Annotated in this window: 19 protein-coding genes, 1 tRNA gene and 2 pseudogenes; 7 read left to right on the top strand and 15 right to left on the bottom strand. The window is 69.5% G+C overall.

Annotated features, from left to right (window positions below):
* The first annotated feature begins 136 nt into the window (after positions 1-136).
* Positions 137-1,114: an LLM class flavin-dependent oxidoreductase gene (locus tag M1R94_RS06435; RefSeq protein WP_308199879.1), complete on the top strand. Its 978-nt coding sequence runs from the start codon at positions 137-139 to the stop codon at positions 1,112-1,114.
* A 34-nt stretch (positions 1,115-1,148) separates the two neighbouring features.
* Entirely contained in the window at positions 1,149-1,589 is a 441-nt protein-coding gene (locus M1R94_RS06440) for a hypothetical protein (RefSeq protein WP_249380840.1), read from the top strand.
* A gap of 19 nt (positions 1,590-1,608) precedes the next feature.
* Here the strand turns inward: M1R94_RS06440 and M1R94_RS20890 are convergent.
* From M1R94_RS20890 to M1R94_RS06480, 9 genes and pseudogenes are all read right to left on the bottom strand, one after another.
* A pseudogene (locus M1R94_RS20890) lies at positions 1,609-1,743 on the bottom strand (sugar O-acetyltransferase); the annotation flags it as partial.
* Positions 1,744-1,977: 234 nt separating this feature from the next.
* Positions 1,978-2,148, bottom strand: a pseudogene (locus tag M1R94_RS20895) (maltose acetyltransferase domain-containing protein); the annotation flags it as partial.
* Between the two features lie 34 nt (positions 2,149-2,182).
* The gene (locus tag M1R94_RS06450) at positions 2,183-2,794 is read right to left on the bottom strand and encodes a DUF1349 domain-containing protein (RefSeq protein ID WP_249380842.1); all 612 of its coding nucleotides are present in this window, start codon (positions 2,792-2,794) and stop codon (positions 2,183-2,185) included.
* A gap of 35 nt (positions 2,795-2,829) precedes the next feature.
* Positions 2,830-3,060 carry an Lrp/AsnC ligand binding domain-containing protein gene (locus tag M1R94_RS06455; protein WP_249380843.1) on the bottom strand — a complete coding sequence of 77 codons (231 nt, stop codon included), beginning with the start codon at positions 3,058-3,060 and terminating at the stop codon, positions 2,830-2,832.
* 178 nt (positions 3,061-3,238) lie between these two features.
* A complete protein-coding gene (locus tag M1R94_RS06460; RefSeq protein WP_249380844.1) occupies positions 3,239-3,847 on the bottom strand; it encodes a hypothetical protein in 609 nt (202 codons plus the stop codon).
* The gene (locus M1R94_RS06465; RefSeq protein WP_249380845.1) at positions 3,840-5,054 is read right to left on the bottom strand and encodes a hypothetical protein; all 1,215 of its coding nucleotides are present in this window, start codon (positions 5,052-5,054) and stop codon (positions 3,840-3,842) included. The genes M1R94_RS06460 and M1R94_RS06465 overlap by 8 nt, the downstream gene beginning before the upstream one ends.
* Positions 5,051-5,773, bottom strand: a complete 723-nt coding sequence (locus M1R94_RS06470; RefSeq protein ID WP_249380846.1) for an ABC transporter ATP-binding protein — start codon at positions 5,771-5,773, stop codon at positions 5,051-5,053. The genes M1R94_RS06465 and M1R94_RS06470 overlap by 4 nt, the downstream gene beginning before the upstream one ends.
* Before the next feature lie 380 nt (positions 5,774-6,153).
* Positions 6,154-6,384: a hypothetical protein gene (locus M1R94_RS06475; protein WP_249380847.1), complete on the bottom strand. Its 231-nt coding sequence runs from the start codon at positions 6,382-6,384 to the stop codon at positions 6,154-6,156.
* A gap of 1,089 nt (positions 6,385-7,473) precedes the next feature.
* Positions 7,474-8,025: a hypothetical protein gene (locus tag M1R94_RS06480; RefSeq protein WP_249380848.1), complete on the bottom strand. Its 552-nt coding sequence runs from the start codon at positions 8,023-8,025 to the stop codon at positions 7,474-7,476.
* A gap of 153 nt (positions 8,026-8,178) precedes the next feature.
* On the opposite strand from M1R94_RS06480, the gene M1R94_RS06485 reads away from it, so the two are divergent.
* Positions 8,179-8,853: a hypothetical protein gene (locus M1R94_RS06485; RefSeq protein WP_249380849.1), complete on the top strand. Its 675-nt coding sequence runs from the start codon at positions 8,179-8,181 to the stop codon at positions 8,851-8,853.
* A 101-nt stretch (positions 8,854-8,954) separates the two neighbouring features.
* On the opposite strand, the gene M1R94_RS06490 is transcribed toward M1R94_RS06485, so the two are convergent.
* Together M1R94_RS06490 and M1R94_RS06495 are read right to left on the bottom strand one after the other, a co-directional pair.
* The gene (locus M1R94_RS06490) at positions 8,955-9,854 is read right to left on the bottom strand and encodes a leucine-rich repeat domain-containing protein (protein WP_249380850.1); all 900 of its coding nucleotides are present in this window, start codon (positions 9,852-9,854) and stop codon (positions 8,955-8,957) included.
* 9 nt (positions 9,855-9,863) lie between these two features.
* A complete protein-coding gene (locus M1R94_RS06495; protein WP_249380851.1) occupies positions 9,864-10,238 on the bottom strand; it encodes a VOC family protein in 375 nt (124 codons plus the stop codon).
* Positions 10,239-10,671: 433 nt separating this feature from the next.
* Between M1R94_RS06495 and M1R94_RS06500 the strand changes: the two genes are divergently transcribed.
* On the top strand, positions 10,672-11,133 hold the full coding sequence (locus M1R94_RS06500) for a P-loop nucleotide/nucleoside kinase family protein (protein WP_249380852.1): 462 nt from the start codon (positions 10,672-10,674) through the stop codon (positions 11,131-11,133).
* A 31-nt stretch (positions 11,134-11,164) separates the two neighbouring features.
* Here M1R94_RS06500 and M1R94_RS06505 read toward each other — a convergent pair whose 3' ends face one another.
* The gene (locus M1R94_RS06505; RefSeq protein ID WP_249380853.1) at positions 11,165-11,869 is read right to left on the bottom strand and encodes a nucleotidyltransferase domain-containing protein; all 705 of its coding nucleotides are present in this window, start codon (positions 11,867-11,869) and stop codon (positions 11,165-11,167) included.
* Positions 11,870-12,051: 182 nt separating this feature from the next.
* On the opposite strand from M1R94_RS06505, the gene M1R94_RS06510 reads away from it, so the two are divergent.
* The gene (locus M1R94_RS06510) at positions 12,052-12,699 is read left to right on the top strand and encodes a hypothetical protein (protein ID WP_249380854.1); all 648 of its coding nucleotides are present in this window, start codon (positions 12,052-12,054) and stop codon (positions 12,697-12,699) included.
* 195 nt (positions 12,700-12,894) lie between these two features.
* Here M1R94_RS06510 and M1R94_RS06515 read toward each other — a convergent pair whose 3' ends face one another.
* Positions 12,895-13,263 carry a HepT-like ribonuclease domain-containing protein gene (locus tag M1R94_RS06515; protein ID WP_249380855.1) on the bottom strand — a complete coding sequence of 123 codons (369 nt, stop codon included), beginning with the start codon at positions 13,261-13,263 and terminating at the stop codon, positions 12,895-12,897.
* The gene (locus tag M1R94_RS06520) at positions 13,260-13,769 is read right to left on the bottom strand and encodes a helix-turn-helix domain-containing protein (RefSeq protein WP_249380856.1); all 510 of its coding nucleotides are present in this window, start codon (positions 13,767-13,769) and stop codon (positions 13,260-13,262) included. Before M1R94_RS06520 ends, M1R94_RS06515 begins: the two co-directional genes overlap by 4 nt.
* Positions 13,770-14,047: 278 nt before the next feature.
* Here M1R94_RS06520 and mobF point away from each other — a divergent pair, with 278 nt between their 5' ends.
* Together mobF and M1R94_RS06530 are read left to right on the top strand one after the other, a co-directional pair.
* Positions 14,048-17,056 (top strand): MobF family relaxase, encoded by a 3,009-nt coding sequence (mobF, locus tag M1R94_RS06525; RefSeq protein WP_249380857.1) that lies wholly within the window; start codon positions 14,048-14,050, stop codon positions 17,054-17,056.
* A gap of 50 nt (positions 17,057-17,106) precedes the next feature.
* Complete coding sequence (locus M1R94_RS06530; protein WP_249380858.1) at positions 17,107-17,322, top strand: excisionase family DNA-binding protein; 216 nt, start codon at positions 17,107-17,109, stop codon at positions 17,320-17,322.
* 317 nt (positions 17,323-17,639) lie between these two features.
* Here M1R94_RS06530 and M1R94_RS06535 read toward each other — a convergent pair.
* Positions 17,640-17,712 (bottom strand) — tRNA-Asn (locus tag M1R94_RS06535).
* Positions 17,713-17,730 lie beyond the last annotated feature (18 nt).

Below are 17,730 nucleotides of genomic sequence, written 5' to 3' on the forward strand. Positions count from 1 at the left end.
ATGGGGTTCTGTCACCGGTCGGTGGCGGGCTGTTCGCGCCGCCACGATGTGGCGGCGGGTGCGGTGACGACTGCATCTGGATCGCGCCCCACGCGGTCCGCGTGACGGGAAGGCCGCAGTCGGCCAAGATGGTGACGTGACCAGCGACGCTCCCGCCTCGACCACTCCGGCAACCCGCCGGGTCGGGGTGATGCTCCCGCGCGACCTGCCCGCCGCCGAGGTGCTGCCCTTCGCGCGCCGCGCCGACGAGCTCGGGTTCGACGAGCTCTGGGTCGTGGAGGACCTCGGCTTCCGCGGCGGCGTCGCGCAGGCCTCGGCCGTGCTCGCCGTCACCGACCGCATCACGGTCGGGATCGGCATCGCGCCGGCCGCCGCGCGCCACCCCGCGTTCGCCGCGATGGAGATCGCGACGCTCGGCCAGCTCTTCCCCGGCCGCGTCATCGCCGGCATCGGTCACGGCATGCCCGACTGGATGCGCAGCCTCGGCGCCTGGCCCGCGAGTCCGCTGACGCTCCTAGAGGAGACCACGACGGCGGTGCGCTCCGTGCTGCGCGGCACCCCCGTCCCCCCGGGTCGCTACGTGACGGTCGACCACGAGGAGTTCCTCGAGCTGCCCGACGTCGTCCCGCCCCTCGTCCTCGGCGTGCGCGGTCCGCGGTCGCTCGCCCTGTCGGGCCGGGTCGCGGACGGCACCCTGCTCGCCGAACCCGCACCGCCCACCTACATCCGCGCCGCCCTCGGCCACATCGCGGCCGACGGACCGCACGAACTCATCACCTACGACGTCGCGCACGTGGACGACGATGGCGACGCCGCCCTCGAAGCCGTCCGCCCCGGGCTCGCCTACGTCGGCGAGCCCGACTGGGCCCCGCACCTGGTCAACCTGGACCTCGCCGAGGATCTCGCCGAGCTGCGCGGTCGGTGCGACTCGCCCGCCGCATTCGCCGCGGCCCTCCCGCTCGCGTGGGTCGACGCGCTCAGCCTGGCCGGCACGCCCGAGGCGGTGAGCGCGAAAATCGCCGCGCGGCACGACGCCGGCGCGACCAGCATCGTTCTCACACCCGTCGGCGAGGACCGCCTCGGACAGCTGGAGCAGCTTGCGCGCGTGCTCTGACACGCGGCGCCCTCGGTGGTTCGACCCTGAGCCCGTGGCAGATGCCACGGAGTTCGCGCTGCGACTCGATCGCGTCGCCCCGGCCACCGACCGTGACGCGCTGATGCAGCGCTACGCACCGCTGCCAGAGCCGACTTACTCCACGGCCACGCCCGCACAACAGGCGGCGGTCGACAGCAACCTGCCCTCCCAGCGCGTGGCGATGGTCGTTGAGCGGCTCGACGCGATCAGCGATCAGCGCTCCGACGTCGACCCAGGCCCCCGCGCTGCCGCCGCGTACGCGATGACGTTCGACCGGTCCGTCATCCACGACCCAACCTCGTTCGAACCGGCTGCTGACGGACTGCGCCTTGGGAAAGTTCGTGAAGTATCGCTCACCGGCGAGGGCGGCGACGACCCAGCACTAACTTGGTCATCGCCGCCCTGCCCGGGTATCAGCGGTTGGGGGTGTAGCCGGTGCGGTCGGCGTCGGTGATCTGACGCAAGGGCCGAGCGGGGTTGCCCGCGACGACGGTAGCGGCGGGAACGTCGCGTGTCACGACGCTTCCGCCGCCGATGATCGCCCCGTCACCGATGCTCACGCCGGGCAGGATGGTGACGCCGCCGGCGATCCAGACACCATTGCCGATGGTGATGGGGTTGGCCTGGCAGGCGCCAGCGACTCGCTCAGCGAGGTCCAGGACGTGGTTAGAGGTGTAGAGGCCGACTTTGGGTCCGATGAGGACGTCATCACCGATGGTGATGGGGGCGCCGTCGAGCATCACGCAGTCAAAGTTGGCGAAGAAGCGTTGCCCGAGGTGGATGTTCTTGCCGAACTCGCACCGAAAGGTGGGCTCGAAGTGTGCGCCCGCGCCGAAGCTGCCCAGCACTTCGCGCAGCAGGCGTTCGCGGTCCTCCTGCGGTTTGCCGAAGGTGGCGTTGTAGGCGGTGGTGGCCAGGGTCGCCTCCTGACGGGCCTGGATCAGCTCTGCGGTCAGGTCGTCGTAGACGGCTCCGGTGGCGATGTGGGCAAGCTGCTCAGCCAGCGTGGACACGGCTCTCCTCTTCTTGAGGTCTTGGTCTGTTGTGTCAGGAGCCGTCGCGCAGGTCGCCCAGGCGCGTGGCGGTGAAGGCGACGTCGCTGAAGCGCACGTCGCACTCCTGACCGTTGGGGCTCTGGGCCTCGAACCCGATCTGCGGCGCGCTCACGCCGAGGTTGAAGGCGCGGATGAAAGAGAAGACCTTGCCGTCGGTGGAGGCGTGGAAGGCCCAGACGTCATCGATGCGGGCGATGCGCAGCCACACGCGATCGGCGGGGACCAAGAAGCCGTTGGCGTCGTCGCTGAGCTCGCGGGTGACGACCGAGACGACCATCGCCTCCCCTTGGGGGGAGTACTCAAAGCACAACTTCGCCCAGTGGCGCTCGTCAGCCCAGATCAGCAGGACGCCGGCGTCGAAGGTCTGGGTGAACTGGACCTGGACTCGGGCGGTGAGGGTGAAGTCACCCGCAGGCGGTGTTCCCAGCAGGGTGACCGCGTTCATGAGGGACTGCGCAGCGATCCCGCCCTGGCCGGAAGGGTCCACGAACAGGTCGCTGCAGGGCTTGGCGCTGACCTCCACCCCGGTCGGGGTGGTGCGCCAGGGCCACGGTTCGGACTCTTGCAGGGCAAACGGCACTCCAGGCACACGCGTCCCGGTCACGAGCTCGTCTCTTTTCCTCGGGGAATCGTGGTGGGTTAGGGGCTCTTGGTGAACTTCATCGTGGGGTGGGGCACGATGCGTCGTACGGCCGAGAGAGCGTACATCTGCTCGCCCTGGAACCGCTCGTATGCGTCGCTGTCGGCAACCTCCACCCGGATGAGGTAGTCCACCTCCCCGTAGGTTCGGCGTACTTCGGTGACCTCCTGGAAGGCGGTGATGTGATCGTGACTGGATACGCGACGTCCGAGCTTGGCGGCTTTGGCCACCGTCTCTCCTTCGAGATCGGTGACCTCGACCAGACCGACCTACGACCGATCATCGACGAGCTCTCCGAGGTCGTCGAACATTTCCCACCAATCCGGAGGTAGGTCCAGCACGCACACTGGCGCGCTGAAAGCGGCATGACGGGACGCTCGTCGAACCTCACACCGGCGCCGATGTGCTTCATGTTCCGGGCGCAGTCCGAGGAGTCGCGAGGAACGCGGAGCAGGTTGCAGCGGTGCCGATGCCGATGAGCCAGAGGTCGACGGGCGCGTCCCATCCGGCGAGGAGCCGGGCCCACCAGGCGACGTCTCCGTCGGGTTCGGCGCCGGCGAACAGGACGCAGCCGACGTAGGCGAGCAGGATCATCGCTGCTGCGGGGAACGACGCTCGGCGGGCGATGAGGGCACAGACGCCAGCGGTGACGGCCAGGGTGCGCAGGCCAGCGAGGACTTGGGGTGGTGCGAGCTCGGCCAGGGCGCCGGCTGTGACGAGCAGCAGGGTCTGGGACAGCAGGAGTCCGACTCCGAGCGTGAGTCGCAGTGTGCGCATCGGGCGGGGTGAGAGGGCCTCGAGGTGAGGGTCGGCTGGGCGCACGGCGAGTGCGATGACGCTGCCCAGCAGCATGGCGTGGATGGTGCTGACGGTCAGGAGCAGGGACGGTCCGCGCATCTGCGGGGTGGGGATCGCGCCGGTGAGGGCCGCGGCCGCCACGGTGAGCGCGATGCTGACGGCGAGAGCGAGGACGGTGTCGCGTCGTGCCAGCCACACGAGGTACGGCGGGCTACCCACAGCGTGCCCGAATGGTGTCGTAGGTCGTGGCTGCCTCGGCGGGGGTCAGGTCCCCTGCGATGCGATCGGCGAACAGACTCCAGAGCTCTTGGTGTGCCTCGGGATGACCCATCGGGCAGTCGTCGAGCAGCTCGACCACCCTCGTCTCGAGCATCACCTGTCGGAGCTCTGCCACCTCGGGTTGTGGGTGAGGCGTCTGCACCTCGAGGTCTTCGGGCGCCTGCAATGGCACGAAGGTCTGGACGTACCGGCGGGGCTGCACGGGGAGCCCGGTAGTTGCGGTGTGGACGTCGCGCGCTGCCGCTTCCCACGTCGGTGTCTGATGGGCTTGATCTGCCCAGAGGCAGATCGGGCTGGCGCTCGCTGTGCACACGACGCCGGCGGGGTTGGTTCGGCCGAACCAGTTCGGCGCACCAACGACAAGGACATGTCCCGCAGCGAGGACCGTCACGGCCGTCGCGAGCAGTCGTAACCCCGAACCGGCGGGCTGCTGGCGGTGCAGCCGTTGCAACCAAGCGATCGTCACGGACCCGAAGACGAGGGCGGCGCCCGTGACATAGGCGGCCAGACCGGCGAAGGAGATCGGGTCGGGGACCGATCCGGGGAACCAGGACTGGTCCACGAACGGGCCGAGCAGGAAGTGCGCACGCCCGAACTGGAGGTTCAACGACAAGCTGCTGCTCCAGAGCGTCGCCGCGTAGGGGAGCGGAGCGAAGACGATGAGGGCGGCGTGATGACGAACGAGCGCCCCGGCGAGCAGTCCCGATCCGTAAGTCGCGGCGACCGAACCACAGGCCACCGGCACCGCGAGCCAGGAGTCCCACCGGAAACCACCACCGTGGGCCGCCGTCGCAGCGAAGGCAGCTGCAAGCGCCACCAGCAGCCCGGTCCACAGCAAGAGCAGGTCCCCGGCGCCCTTGACCGCGATCACTGACGTGACCGATCGGGTCCCTCGCCGCAGCAAGGTGTGCTCATCGCGGGCCAAACTGCTGCCGGCTAGGAAGCCGGCAGCCACCGACAGGCATCCGGCGATCGCGAACCCGAACACCGTGGCGTAGGACGCGGTGTTCTGCGCCCGGCCCACCCACACGGACGTGGTCGGTTCCGTCACCACGGCCAGCAGCACGCCGGTCACCGCGATGAGCGCAGCGGGCAGGACCGCGCTGGAGGAACCCGAGAGCGCCGCGGCCAGACGCCACGTCTTCACGGCGTCGGGCCCTCGCCGAGCAAGTCGCTCATCCGTACCGGGTCCCCGCCACGGTGATCCCGGCTCGTCACAATCTTGCCGTCGCGCATCACGTGCACCCTTGCGTCATGCCGGCTGATCTCCGCCTCCTCGTGCGAGGACATCACCACGATCGCGCCGCGCTCGACCAACCGGTTGATCACCGCGTGAACCTGCTCGCGGGCGTCGTGGTCCAACCCCGAGGTCGGCTCATCCAGCAGCACGAGCAGGGGGTCGTGAGCGAGCTCGACCCCGAGGCCCACGCGGCGCTGCATCCCGCCAGACAGTCGCCCCACCCTGGTCGCGCGGACCTCCGCCAACCCGACCTCGATGAGCAGCTCTTCGCTGCGTCGCGCCAGGTGGCTGGGCGGGACACCGTGCATCCACGCCCCGTACCGCAGGAACTCCTCCACACGGGTTCGCCCCCGCAGCCCGAAATCTTGGCGCAGATACGCTGTCGGCGCTCTCAGGTGTCGGCCGGCCCCGTTCGACCCGAGCGGCTCACCATCGAAACTCACCGTCCCATGGGTGACCGGCAGCACCCCGGCGAGCACCTTCAGCAGGGTCGACTTGCCGCTGCCGTTCGGCCCCACCAAGACCGTGACCCCGCTGCTGAAGACGAGGGAGTCGATCTCCACCCGGGCACCACCACGACGTAGGTAGGCGAACCGCAAGCCCTCCACCGAGACGGTGTGCGTCACCGGTACACCGCCTCTACTTCAGATGGGACCCAACACCTGCTGATGGTGGCAGCATCCACATCAAGATCTTGGGCGGCACGCTTGAGCCATCCGCCGGCGTCGGCACGAAAATGAGGCGCAGGTGAGTGGGCGCCAACGTCCCTGCGGGCGGCAGATCCGGGCGAGCGTAGCCGCCCTCAACGCGGCATGAGCGCGCGCTTGGTGGGCGTTGACGTCGGCCGCTAGAACGGCCGCCGTAGGGCGTGTGCCAGGGTGACAGCCATGGCACACGGTCCTGATCAACGCTTCGCCCAAGGGCAGGCAAGACCACTCTCTTGGCGAACCAGCCGGCAAGCCTGCTGTCACCGGCTCCCGCAGCGACCCCGCCACATTCGGCCCTTCTAGCTGAAGTCGGGTCGAGGCGCCTCTGGACGCCAGTACCGCGCGCCGACCGCGAAACCGGCGGAGACCGCCACAAGCCCTACGACGACCAACGGGTGGACCTGGGCTCCGGACAGGAACAGCGAGGGGACGAGGAGCATGAGGATGCTCGCGCTCACGGCGAGGCCGACGATGCACAAGGCGCTGAGCGCGGTCGGGCTCGGCCACCAGCGATCTCTCGAGCTCTCCATGCGAACCAGGGTAGGGGCCCAGACTGCGACGTGGGTCCTCTCGCCGTCCCGGTCACCGATCGTCTGCGGTGACCACTGCGGGACGTCCGCGTCGATGCTAGGTCCGGCCCCGCCTCACACCGCAAGGAACCATCAGCGGCATGGGCGACGTCGAACCTCGACCGCTGGTGCTTCACAAGCGATGGAAGCTACGTCCCGACATCCGCCCGGACGACGTCGTGCGGCTGACGCCCCGACCCGGAGGGCGACGCGGATATCGCCACGATCACGCGGCAGTAGATCAGACAAGCACACCGACGTACCGATCGCGGCATGACCGCGCGCACCTGTCGCCATGTGCTTTAGGAAAGTGCGCGGGGCTTCATCGCGCGACTGGCGCTTCGGGTAGCTGGCGACCGGTCGGGTACTCAACCCATGTTCCAGGCCCGACCGCCGGGCAGGCGCCCTCCGCGGCGCGGCGAACCGCCCAGGCGTCCGCCGGGAGGTCGCGAGCACGGAGCACCTGGTCGACGTCGACCTCACGGACGACTCGTTCATCGTCAAAGCGGACGTCGAAGGAGATGACGCGGCGGACTCGTCCAAGAAGGGACGACCTCCGTTTCGCCGTCGCCCGAACCGCGACGGGCAAATCATGCGCGGGCATGTACGCCACGCTAGCGCGGCCGCGATCTCATCATCCAGAACGCGCGTGCGGCTACCTGAGCGTCATCTCGTCGCGGCATGAGCGTGCGTTCACGACATGGGCGATGCTGACCGGCGCTAGTGTCCACTCATGGCTGTTCTGGGTGTGCTGATGCCTGTGGTGCTGAACGGTTCTGATCGTCGCGGCGGTGGGTTACGTAGTTGTCAGGCGAGCTGTCCGCGACGGCATCCTCGACGCTCGACGACTCGAGCGAGAGCACCCCGAACTCAGCGAGGAGCCCGCGTGGAAGCGTTGGCAGCGGTCCTGACTCAATGACCGGGGCGGCGCCGGCCACCTTCGCGAGAGTGGCGCGCTGCGTCGGCGGCAGATCCGGGCGAGCGTAGCCGCCCTCACCGCGGTCGGACGCTAGCGCCGACAGTGGCATGACCGGGTGGTCCTCCCGGCTCTCAGTTCAAGGGCCGCCAAGGCCACTTCCACCTGCGCGTCCGTTCGGGTGAGGGTGGTCCGGGAAGGGCCAAGATCGAGGCTCTGACCTGATCGAACGTCTCGATGAAGCGGCGGACCTCTGACTCGTACTGGGGCCGGGAGAAGATCAGGGGGCCTGCGAACATGGGGTCGTCGTCGTCATCTTCGTCGGTCTCGTCGTTGACGTCCCATGCGGAGTCGCGCCAGACGACCGTCTCAGCAGTCCACTCGAGTGCTGCTGTGATTGCGCCACACCCGAGATCCACGCACACCGGACAGACGTAGAGGGGGATCCGGCCGCTGGCCAGCTCTGGTGGGTGCTCTCCCATCAGCTGGAGCACCTCGTGGGGCATCCCTGCTGGCCAGTTGTGCACCAGCACCGAGACGTACTCGCCGACCACTGAACCCGCCAGGTCTTCGGAGGAAGCCTCGGTGAGGATGTGGCGCAGTGACCGCCCATCGACCACCGGCTCCCAGGACCGCTGCCCGTGCGTCGGCGACTGATCAGGCACGAAGGCCAGTTCGTTCACCATGCCCGATCCTGCACCACGCCCACGCCAGCAGGGACGGTCCTCGGCGGAACCCGAGCCGTAGGGCGACACTTGCGCGGCGCGGCATGAGCGTGCGGGCAATGATCGATCGGTGAGGAACTGCGATGAGCCGGCCGGCGCTGGGACCATGAGCAGGTGCCGAGTATCCAGGAGTTGCGTGACCGATTGGCGGCGGAGCTCATGGGCGTCTGCGCGCGAACGGGCTTGTACACGCCGACGACCGGTCATGCCGAGGGGTTGTGCTGGCAGCTGCTGAAGCAGTTGGCGTATATCGACGATTGCGAGGACCAGTACACCGTCGCGTTGCGCCGCCACTCGGATGCGGACTTCGGTCCGCTCGGGGCGTCGTCGATGGGCGACTGGTTCCTCGATGGATGGAGGCCAACACGCTCGGGGGCGGCCGAGGTGGTGGCCTGGTACGCCGAGTTGGCGGCAGGCTTCGGCTGGATAGCGGTGCCCCGGGCGTCGCCGGACGAGTGGAAGCAACTACTCGACGCCGCGACTGCGCCCGGTGGTCTTGACGGGTGGCTGGCAGAGCCGCTGATCGCCGAACTCCCGGAACCGTCCTTGGTCGTCGATCGACGCATCCACTGCTACGCCCCGCCCAACGACGGTCGGTGGCTCTTCATCGACACGACGGAAGTCGGACCGCCATGGGACCACGGCCGGGCGCCGGTGCGAAGCATTCGGCTTCCTGGCGCCGGCAGGATGTTCGACCGGACAATCCTCACAGGAAAGGGCGCCGAGCTGCTCGCATCAGCGAACCACGCGCCGGGAGAGCACGCGCCCCGCGTGGAGCAAGCGCCATGACCGTCTGATGGCAGGTGTACCCGTCAGCGGCATGAGCGGATGCCTCTGAGCTGCGGCTCGGTCAACACCAGTCGTGTCACTGCTGGCCGGCGAACTTGGCGTCACATGCCGTAGAAGTGAATCCGGTCCACCTCTGGGAGACCGAGGACTTTCGAGATCTCGGCGTTGCGCCGCGCGCTGCCTGTGCCCACTGAGATCTGCCGCAAGGTGGGATGGCCGAGCAACGGCGTGACGTGCGAGGCCCGCAAGTGCGGCATGTCGATCAGCAGCACCTGCTCGAGTGCCGGCGCGTGCGCCAACGATGTGAGGTCGTCGAGCGACCTGCACTTCTCGATCATCACCGCGCGCAGCCGGGTAGCACCTGAGAGGTTCGGAAGCCGCTTGAGGTTGCTCATGTAGGCCAGGTCGAGCCGCTCAAGGGCCGGGAGATTCGAGAGGTCGGGAAGATCTTCGACGGTTCGCAGATAGACCAGTTCGAGGAACCGCAGGCCGGTGAGCCCGGCGAGCTGTGCGCTCCCCTGAGCGAGCGACCCGTGGGCGATCTCCAGGTGCCACAGCTTCTGGGCGTGGGCGAGGGGGCGCAGGTCCAAGTCCGGCCGCTGGTAGAGCTGGACCTGCTCCAGCGCTGAGAGTGAGCCGAGCGCGTCCATGTCGCTCAGCGCTCCCGGACCGCCAAGGTGGAGCTCGGTCAGTCCTGGGAAGCGCGCGACCGGGAGGAGGGACGGGCGGCGTACCCAGATAGCGCTCAGCGCCAGCCTCTGCAGGCCGGTCGGGAGATGCCGCAGGCCGGCAAGTGAGTGGATGCGATCACCGAGGTTCACCCTCACAGTTGTGGCGCGCGCAGCGTCGCTGAGGAACTCGAGACTGTCGACGCCGAGGGGCCCGCTCGCGTAGAAGTCCCTGTTCGCTGGCACGCCGACATCGTGCCAGGGCCGCACGGCCATCGGCAGGTCCGAGCGCGCGGCACGCGGCATGAGCGTGCGGGCATCGCGGCCGCGCACGCGGCAAGATCAGCCGCGGTCGTTCTCCTCGAGGTAGACCAGGCTGTTCCCCTGTGGGTCGCTGAAGTGGAACATCGGCGGCACCCCGTCCCAGCGGAGCACCTCGTCGTTGTGCAGGATGACGCCCTCGACGCCGCTGAGCTGGGCGTGCGCGGCATCGGCGTCGGTCGTACCCATGCGGACGGCGATGGGAAGTGGGCTGTCCGGCGGTAGAAGCACGACGCTCACCTCGGACCCGGGCGGGCGTACCTCGACCATCCGAGCTCCGGGCATCGCCTCGGTGTCGAGGACCAGCTCGAAACCGAGCACACTGGTGTAGAAGGCCAGGGCCGCGTCCTGGTCGGCAACCGGTAGGGAGACGCTGAGCACTCGTGTCGTGGTCATGAGAGGTAGACCGGGCCGCCGGGCCGAAGTCATCGACTCGACCGAAGGTACGGGCGGAACGGCTCACACCGGCAGCGACCGGCGGGCGCGACGCTTCCCGCGGTCCAAGCATCAGATCATCCAGGAGCGGCTGCGACAGCTCGTGGAGCGCCCTGGCGCCCGCCACGGACGGCCAATGCCTGCCCGTGCTCGACCTCACTCGGGAGTATGTGGCCAGCAACCTCCGCGAAGCGGGCTGGCGCCTCCGAGCCCAGCGCGTCGCCGAGGCGCGTCGGGGTCCGCTGCACAGGTAGGTGCCAGTCGGGCGCAGGGGAGGAACGGTCATCGGCACGAGCGCGTTCGGCGGCATGAGCGCGCGGACCTCGGCGCTGCCACAGCGCAGGGTTCGGGAGGGGGGCCGCCACAGCCAGGACGGTCGAGGTAGTTTGCGGAAGTGCGTCAAGTGATCTTCATGTGCGGCCCCGCGGGTTCGGGCAAGTCGACGATCGCGCGTCAGCTTGAGTCCGAGGGCATGACCCGGCTGTCCTTCGACGACGTGGCGTGGCAGCGGGGGCATCGCTCGATGCCAGTTCCTGACGAGGTCCATCGCGAGATCGAGGCCGACCTGCGTGCACACCTGATCGACCTCGTCACGCGCGGCGTCGACGTGGTGCTCGACTTCTCGTTCTGGTCCCGGAAGATGCGGGACGACTACCGCGAGCTGCTCAAGCCGCTCGGGGTCGAGCCCGAGACGATCTACCTGGCGACCTCACGCGACGTCGCGCTGACCCGCGTGCGTGAACGGGCAGCTGCACACCCCGACGACTTTCCGCTGACCGAAGCGCTTGCCGCTGCGTACTTCGACCACTTCGAAGCGCCGACGATCGCGGAGGGTCCGCTCAAGGTCATCGAGTAGACGCGCGGCCCGCGGCATGAGCGCGCGGCCGTCAGTCTCCGGATGTGGCCGAGTCGAGCTGCTCGCGGGCGCGCGCCAGTAGCCCGTGCGGATCATGCACGATGCGGTGTCCGTCGCCGAGCACGCGATGGGTACCTGGGTCGAGCGAAAGTCCAGCCCAGGATGGAGAGGTCAAGCCGAGCTCGACCAGCAATCCGGACGTCAGCCGAAAGCGGCGTTCGAGTACCGGGCCCCATGTCGCACAACGCACCAGGTCGCTCTCGGGCCGCAGGCTTGTGAACCACGTTTCGTCGGCAGCCAGGTCGGAGAATGCAGGCGTCAGAATCACGACGTCCACGTCGCTCACCTCATGCGCTTGCCCGCGGGCGCAAGAACCGACGAGCGCAATGGCCTCGATGTCGTCGCGCGACGTAGCCCACCCGGCAAGATCCGCCAGGAGACGCTCGACCTCCAGATGACGGCTCTCCGACGGTGCACTCACGCCTTCGATCATGGCATGCCCGCTTGCGATCCCCTGAACGAAGACGGGCACCTCGGCATCCGCGCACACGCGGCATGAGCGTGCGTTCACGACATGGGCGATGCTGACCGGCGCTAGTGTCCACTCATGGCTGTTCTGGGTGTGCTGATGCCTGTGGTGCTGAACGTTCTGATCGTCGCGGCGGTGGGTTACGTAGTTGTCAGGCGAGCTGTCCGCGACGGCATCCTCGACGCTCGACGACTCGAGCGAGAGCACCCCGAACTCAGCGAGGAGCCCGCGTGGAAGCGTTGGCAGCGGTCCTGACTCAATGACCGGGGCGGCGCCGGCCACCTTCGCGAGAGTGGCGCGCTGCGTCGGCGGCAGATCCGGGCGAGCGTAGCCGCCCTCGACCCGCGGCAGAAGAGGGCGCGGAATATGTGCTTCGCTACTGTCCAGGCATGACTGCCCTGCTGGGAGGAACCGCCAACCCGCTTGGGGCCGTCGTGCAGTTCATCTATGCCCCCATCAGCCATGTGGCCGAAGCGCTCGTCTCGGCTCTCGCTGTCATCCCGGCGAGTGCCCCGCTGCCGGACGCACTCAGCCTGCTGCTGCCGCTGGAGAGCCCATGGTCGCGGATCCTTCTCGCACCGTGTGGCGCTTGGACGGCGGTCGTCAACAACGGGCTGCACGGTGGCGACTCAACCGCGCCCGGGCCCGCGACCAGTCGGGCGCTGAACGTGCAGTGCGTCGTGGCCAGCGCTGTCCCTCGGTATGGACCCGGTCACGAGCAGACCCAGTTGGAGGTCTTCGGCCCTGAGGGCGAGCCGCCGTTGATGTACAGGCGCTCGCTCTCCGCCACGGCCACCGACGGGCGATGGGAGTGGTACGAGTCGGGAACGCCGTTCGAGTTCGAGGCCACTGAGCGTTACACCGCCCGGCGAAAGCGCGACCGTTTCGACCGCGAGCTGCTATTGGACTATCTCGAGCACCTGGGTATCCCCGCACGCACCGACAGCGCATACGGGCCAGCAGTCCTGCTCCAAGAGCGGGCCCAGTACGAGCGCCGCACCATGACGCTGGACGAGGCCCGCGCCGACTTCAGGTAGTGCTCGCTCATCGGCAGATCCGGATACCGTCAGCGCCATGCTAGACGGCTCCTACGGGCCCGATCACGGCCCTGACGCAGCGACCGCCGCGGCCCGAACGGGCGCCCTCGGCACGTAGTGCAAGAGGAGTATTCGCGTGGTCAGAGCCTTGGCATGAGCGCTGAGCGGAGGTCGCTGCTCATGCTCAGCTGCGGTTCAGGGTGTCGGGTGGTCGTCGGTGTCGAGGTCAGTTAGGAGTGCGTGGCAGGCGTCGCGGAGGCGCTTGAGGGGCTGTCCGATGGTGGCGTGGACGATCTGGGCGTCGAGCTTGTAGTAGTGGTGGCCGATGAGGTCGCGCATGCGGGCGATGTCCGACCAGGGCACCTCAGGACGTTCCGCCGTGAGAGTCCCCGACAGCGCCTTGACCGCCTCGCCGATCGTGAACACGTGAAACTGGATCGCGGCGAGCACCACGGCGGGCGCGTCAAGATCCTCCGACAGTCGCTGTCCCGCGGCCCGGGCCCGGTCGATCGCCTCGATGGCACCGAGGATGTCGCGCAGCCGCTCGCCATCGCCCCGGCTCACAGCGGCACCGCCTCGGCCAGTGCGGTGGCCGCGACGTGCGGGGCGAGGGCGTCTGCGGGTGCGACGTCGACCCGTTCGCCGAGCAGGGCGCTGAGCTCGTCGGCGATCGCCGCGAGGGGCAGCAGGCCGTGGGTGCGCACGTCGAGGTCGACCAGCAGGTCGATGTCCGAGTCGGGCCGGTCCTGGCCCCGGGCGACGGAACCGAAGACCCGCACGTTGCTGGCGCCGTGGCGCTGGGCGATCTTGAGGATCTGGTCACGGTTCGCCCGGAGCTTGGCCATCCGCGCGGTCCGCACGTCCAGGTGACGTGGTGCGTCCGTGACGGCCAGCTCGAGCCGGGAACCCATCACCGCGAGCAACCGGTCCAAGGTCGCCACAGAGGGTGACGCGGCGCCCGCCTCGTAGCGAGAGACCGCCGGCTGTGAGGTGCCGGCGCGCTGGGCCAGGGCGGCCTGCGACAACCCTGCACGTCGGCGGGTCGAGCGGATCAATGTCGCTGCGTCCACACGGGCATCATACCGGTACCGATATGCCCTGTGGAAGCGCGATGTGAGAGCGGCGTCTGACGAGCGCGTCAGCCTGACGCACTGGACGTTCTGCCTGACGCGGCCTCCAGACGCCTGACGCGGGCCGGGTGGCGTGTGCGTCGCGTCTTCTCCCACTTGGTGCACCCCAGTCCTGCAAGGGGTCGGTGCGGTGGCGTCCCCTCATGTTGGTCGTCTTCGTGCACCCGTACATGTAGGGGCTTCTCACCTCGGGGAGGGGGTCGTTGTCGGTGATGGGGATGCACAAGCTGGTGGCCGGGGCCGGGTATGCCTACCTGACCCGGCAGGTCGCGGCCGGTGACGCGTTCCTGGGCGCCGGTGAGCCGTTGGTGGCCTACTACGAGGCCACGGGCACCCCGCCGGGCCGGTGGCTCGGGTCGGGCCTGCGCGGCCTCGGGGGCGACGGCGCCCGGGTGCGGGTCGGGGACGTGGTCTCCGAGGCGGGGATGGTCGCGGTGTTCCGTGACGGGCACGACCCGGTCACCGGGACCGCGTTGGGGCGCTCGTTCGTGGGGCAGGTGCGGCCGGTGGTGGGATTCGATCTGACGTTCACCCCTCCGAAGTCCGCCGCAGTGCTGTGGGCGTTGGGCGACGAACGGACCAGGGCCGCGGTCGTGGGCGCGCATCACGCGGCGCTGACCCAGGCGTTGGGGTTCGTCGAGCACGCGGTGGTCCGCACCCGGGTCGGTGCTGCAGGGTGCCGTCAGATCCGGACCCGGGGGATGGTCGCGGCCGGGTTTGATCACTACGACACCCGTGCGGGGGATCCGGGGCTGCATACCCATGTGGTGCTGGCCAACAAGGTCCAGGGCCCCGACCGGGTCTGGCGGTCCCTGGATGGCAAGACCGTCCACGCCGCGACCGTGACGGTCTCTGAGCTCTACGACGGACTGGTCGCCGATGAGCTGCACCGACGCCTGGGCGTGTCCTGGTCCCACCGGCCACGCGGGGCCGGGCGCAACGACGCCTTCGAGATCAACGGCATCGACGACAAGCTGTTGCGCGAGTTCTCCTCGCGGGCCGACCGGATCCACGAAGCCGAGCTCGACTGGGCTCAGACCTTCACCTCGACCCACGGGCGGGCACCGAACCGGGTCGAGACCATCAAGGCCAGGGCGCACCTGACCCGGGCCACCCGCCCGGCCAAGGTCATCCGGCCCCTGGCGGACCTGTTCACCGAGTGGGCCAACCGCGCCCGCGCCTGCACTGGTCTGGAACCCCGCGATCTGGCTGCTCGGGCGCTGGTCGGGGACTACACCCGAGGGCTGCACGCCCACGACGTGGGCCCGCTGGTCCGCGACGCCCTGATCACCCAGGTCCTCAAAGACGCGGGCGAGCACCGCTCGGTCTGGTCGACCTGGAACCTGGGTGCGGCCGCGGCCCGGGCGACCAAGACCCTGCGCATGGCCACCCCCCGCCAACGCCAGCTCCTGCTGAACCAGCTGACCAAGGCCGCCGCCGGGCGGTGCGTGCACCTCGATGCTGGCCGCGACCCGGCCAGCGTCCGGGTGGGTGAGGCGCTGTTCACCACCGTCGAGCTGCTCGGGGCCGAACGGGTCCTGCTCGAGGCCGCCGAGACCGTCGACTACCCCCACCCGCTGTATGGGTGGGACGCCGAGGCCCTGCCCCGCTCGCCCCACCTGGCCGGCCTGACCCCTGACCAGGCCGCCGCGGTCCAGGCGGTCATGACCTCCCCGCACCGCCTGGACGTGCTGGTCGGCCCGGCCGGGACCGGCAAGACCACCACCCTGGCCGCCCTGACCCAGATCGCCGCAGAGCACGGGCGCAAGGTCATCGGCCTGGCCCCCTCCGCCTCCGCCGCCCACACCCTGGGCTCCGCAATTGGTATCCCGACCGAGACGACCGCGAAGTGGTTGCACGAGGCGTGCGGGCCCGGGGCGGCGGCCCGCGCGGTCGTCCACGACCAGGCCGTGGCCGACCGGGTCGACCCGACCCTGGACCCGCGGGCCCGGGAGGCCGCCAACCAGAAGATGTGGCAGACCCGCATCGAGCAGGACGCGTGGCGGTTCACCATGGGCCAGGTCGTCATCGTCGACGAAGCCTCCCTGGCCGACACCCGGACGCTGGCGACCCTGGTTCAGCTCGCCGAGCAGGCCAACGCCAAGGTGCTGCTGGTCGGGGACCACTACCAGCGCGGGCCGGTCGGGGCCGGTGGGGCGTTCGGGATGCTCGCCCGCCGCGGCCCCACCGCCGAGCTCACCGCCCTGCACCGGTTCACCCACCCCTGGGAAGCCCGCGCGACCCTGGAGCTGCGCCACGGCCAACCCCGCGCCCTGGACACCTACGCCGCGCACGGCGCCATCCACGACGGCGACCTCGACCAGGTGATCGACACCGCCCTGGACGCCGCCCAGGCCGCCACGACCACCGGGCGGGTCGCGCTGCTGCAGGCCGCAGACCTACGCACCGTGCGCGAGCTCAACGCCCGCGCCCGCCAACGCGCAATCCTCACCGGAAGTGCCCACCTCGACGGAGTGGCTCTGCGCGACGGGCTCGTCGCCGGCATCGGGGACCGGGTCATCACCCGCCGCAACGACCGACGCCTGCGCACCGCAGACGGGTACGTCCGCAACGGCGCACTGTGGCACGTCACCGCCACCCACCCCGACGGATCCCTCACCATCGCCCCCGCGCAGCCGCGGCAGGCGAGCCACGCCCGGCCCGGCAACCGCGACGCACACTCCGACACTCGGGGCGACCGGCAGGCCGGTGTCAGCGGCCGATTGGTGCGCTTGCCCGCGGCCTACGCCGCCGAGCACGTCGAGCTCGGCTACGCCATCACCACCGCCCGCTCCCAGGGCCTAACCGTCGATGAGTCCCACACCATCGCCACCCCGACCATGGCCCGCGAAGACCTCTACGTCGCCCTGACCCGCGGGCGCCACGCCAACCACGTCTACGTCCCCACCGACCTGACCGACCACTGCCCACCCGACATCCCCGGCACCAGCCACCACGCCCCGCCCACCGCACGGCAAGTCCTCGAGCGGATCCTGGCCACCAGTCACGCCGAGCTCTCCGCCACCGAGACCTGGGCCACCTTCCACCCCCTGGACCGCGCCCCCGTGCCCCCACCCGGGCGACCGGCCAACCAGAACCCCCGCTACATCGAACGACTCCAAGCCGACGGCCTCCTGCCCCGCGCCCGCCCCCGGACGTCGTCGTTCTCCGGCCCGGCCTACAGCCCAGTCGCGCCCGCCCGTGTCATCGACAGGCTCGGCCTATGACCGTCGACGCCAACCACGCCCGCCCAGCCCAACCGCCCTTGGAGGACCCCATGGCCATCACCACCACCGACCCCCGCACCCCGTTCCTCACCGTCGCCCAGGCCGCCGACGAGCTCGCCGTCACCCAACGCTTCATCCGCAAGCTCATCGCCGACGGCCAGCTCCGCGCGGTGAAGGTTGGCGCCCGCGTCGTCCGCATCCGCAGGACCGACCTCGAGGACCTGCTCCGACCCGCACGCACCGTCCCGCAACGCGGCCGGCGGTGACCACGGGGGAGCACGGCATCGACTGAGGCGGCAAGTGGCAGACGGGGCGGGGCACGCTCCGCTGTCACCAAGGGGCCGCTGCCAAGGAGAGCGGAGGGCGTAGGTGGTGCACTGACGCGCGGCGCCCCTCGGCGGACGGTCCGCATGTCGCCGTGTCCGGTGCCGTGGAGGGCATCAGCATGCGCCCCGCAGAGGTGCCGGTCGGCCCTGTCAAGGTGGTCGGGCGACCCAAGATCCTGATTTCGATTGGGCACGTATTGGGCACGGCCACAAGAAAGGGCCCCTGGAAAGGGGCCCTGACCTGCGAAGACACTGTGCTCCCGCGACTGGACTCGAACCAGTAACCGTCCGATTAACAGTCGGATGCTCTGCCAATTGAGCTACGCGGGATCGCGGTTCGCAATGCTA

The sequence above is a fragment of the Actinotalea alkalitolerans genome (assembly GCF_023369855.1).
Classification (GTDB): domain Bacteria; phylum Actinomycetota; class Actinomycetes; order Actinomycetales; family Cellulomonadaceae; genus Actinotalea.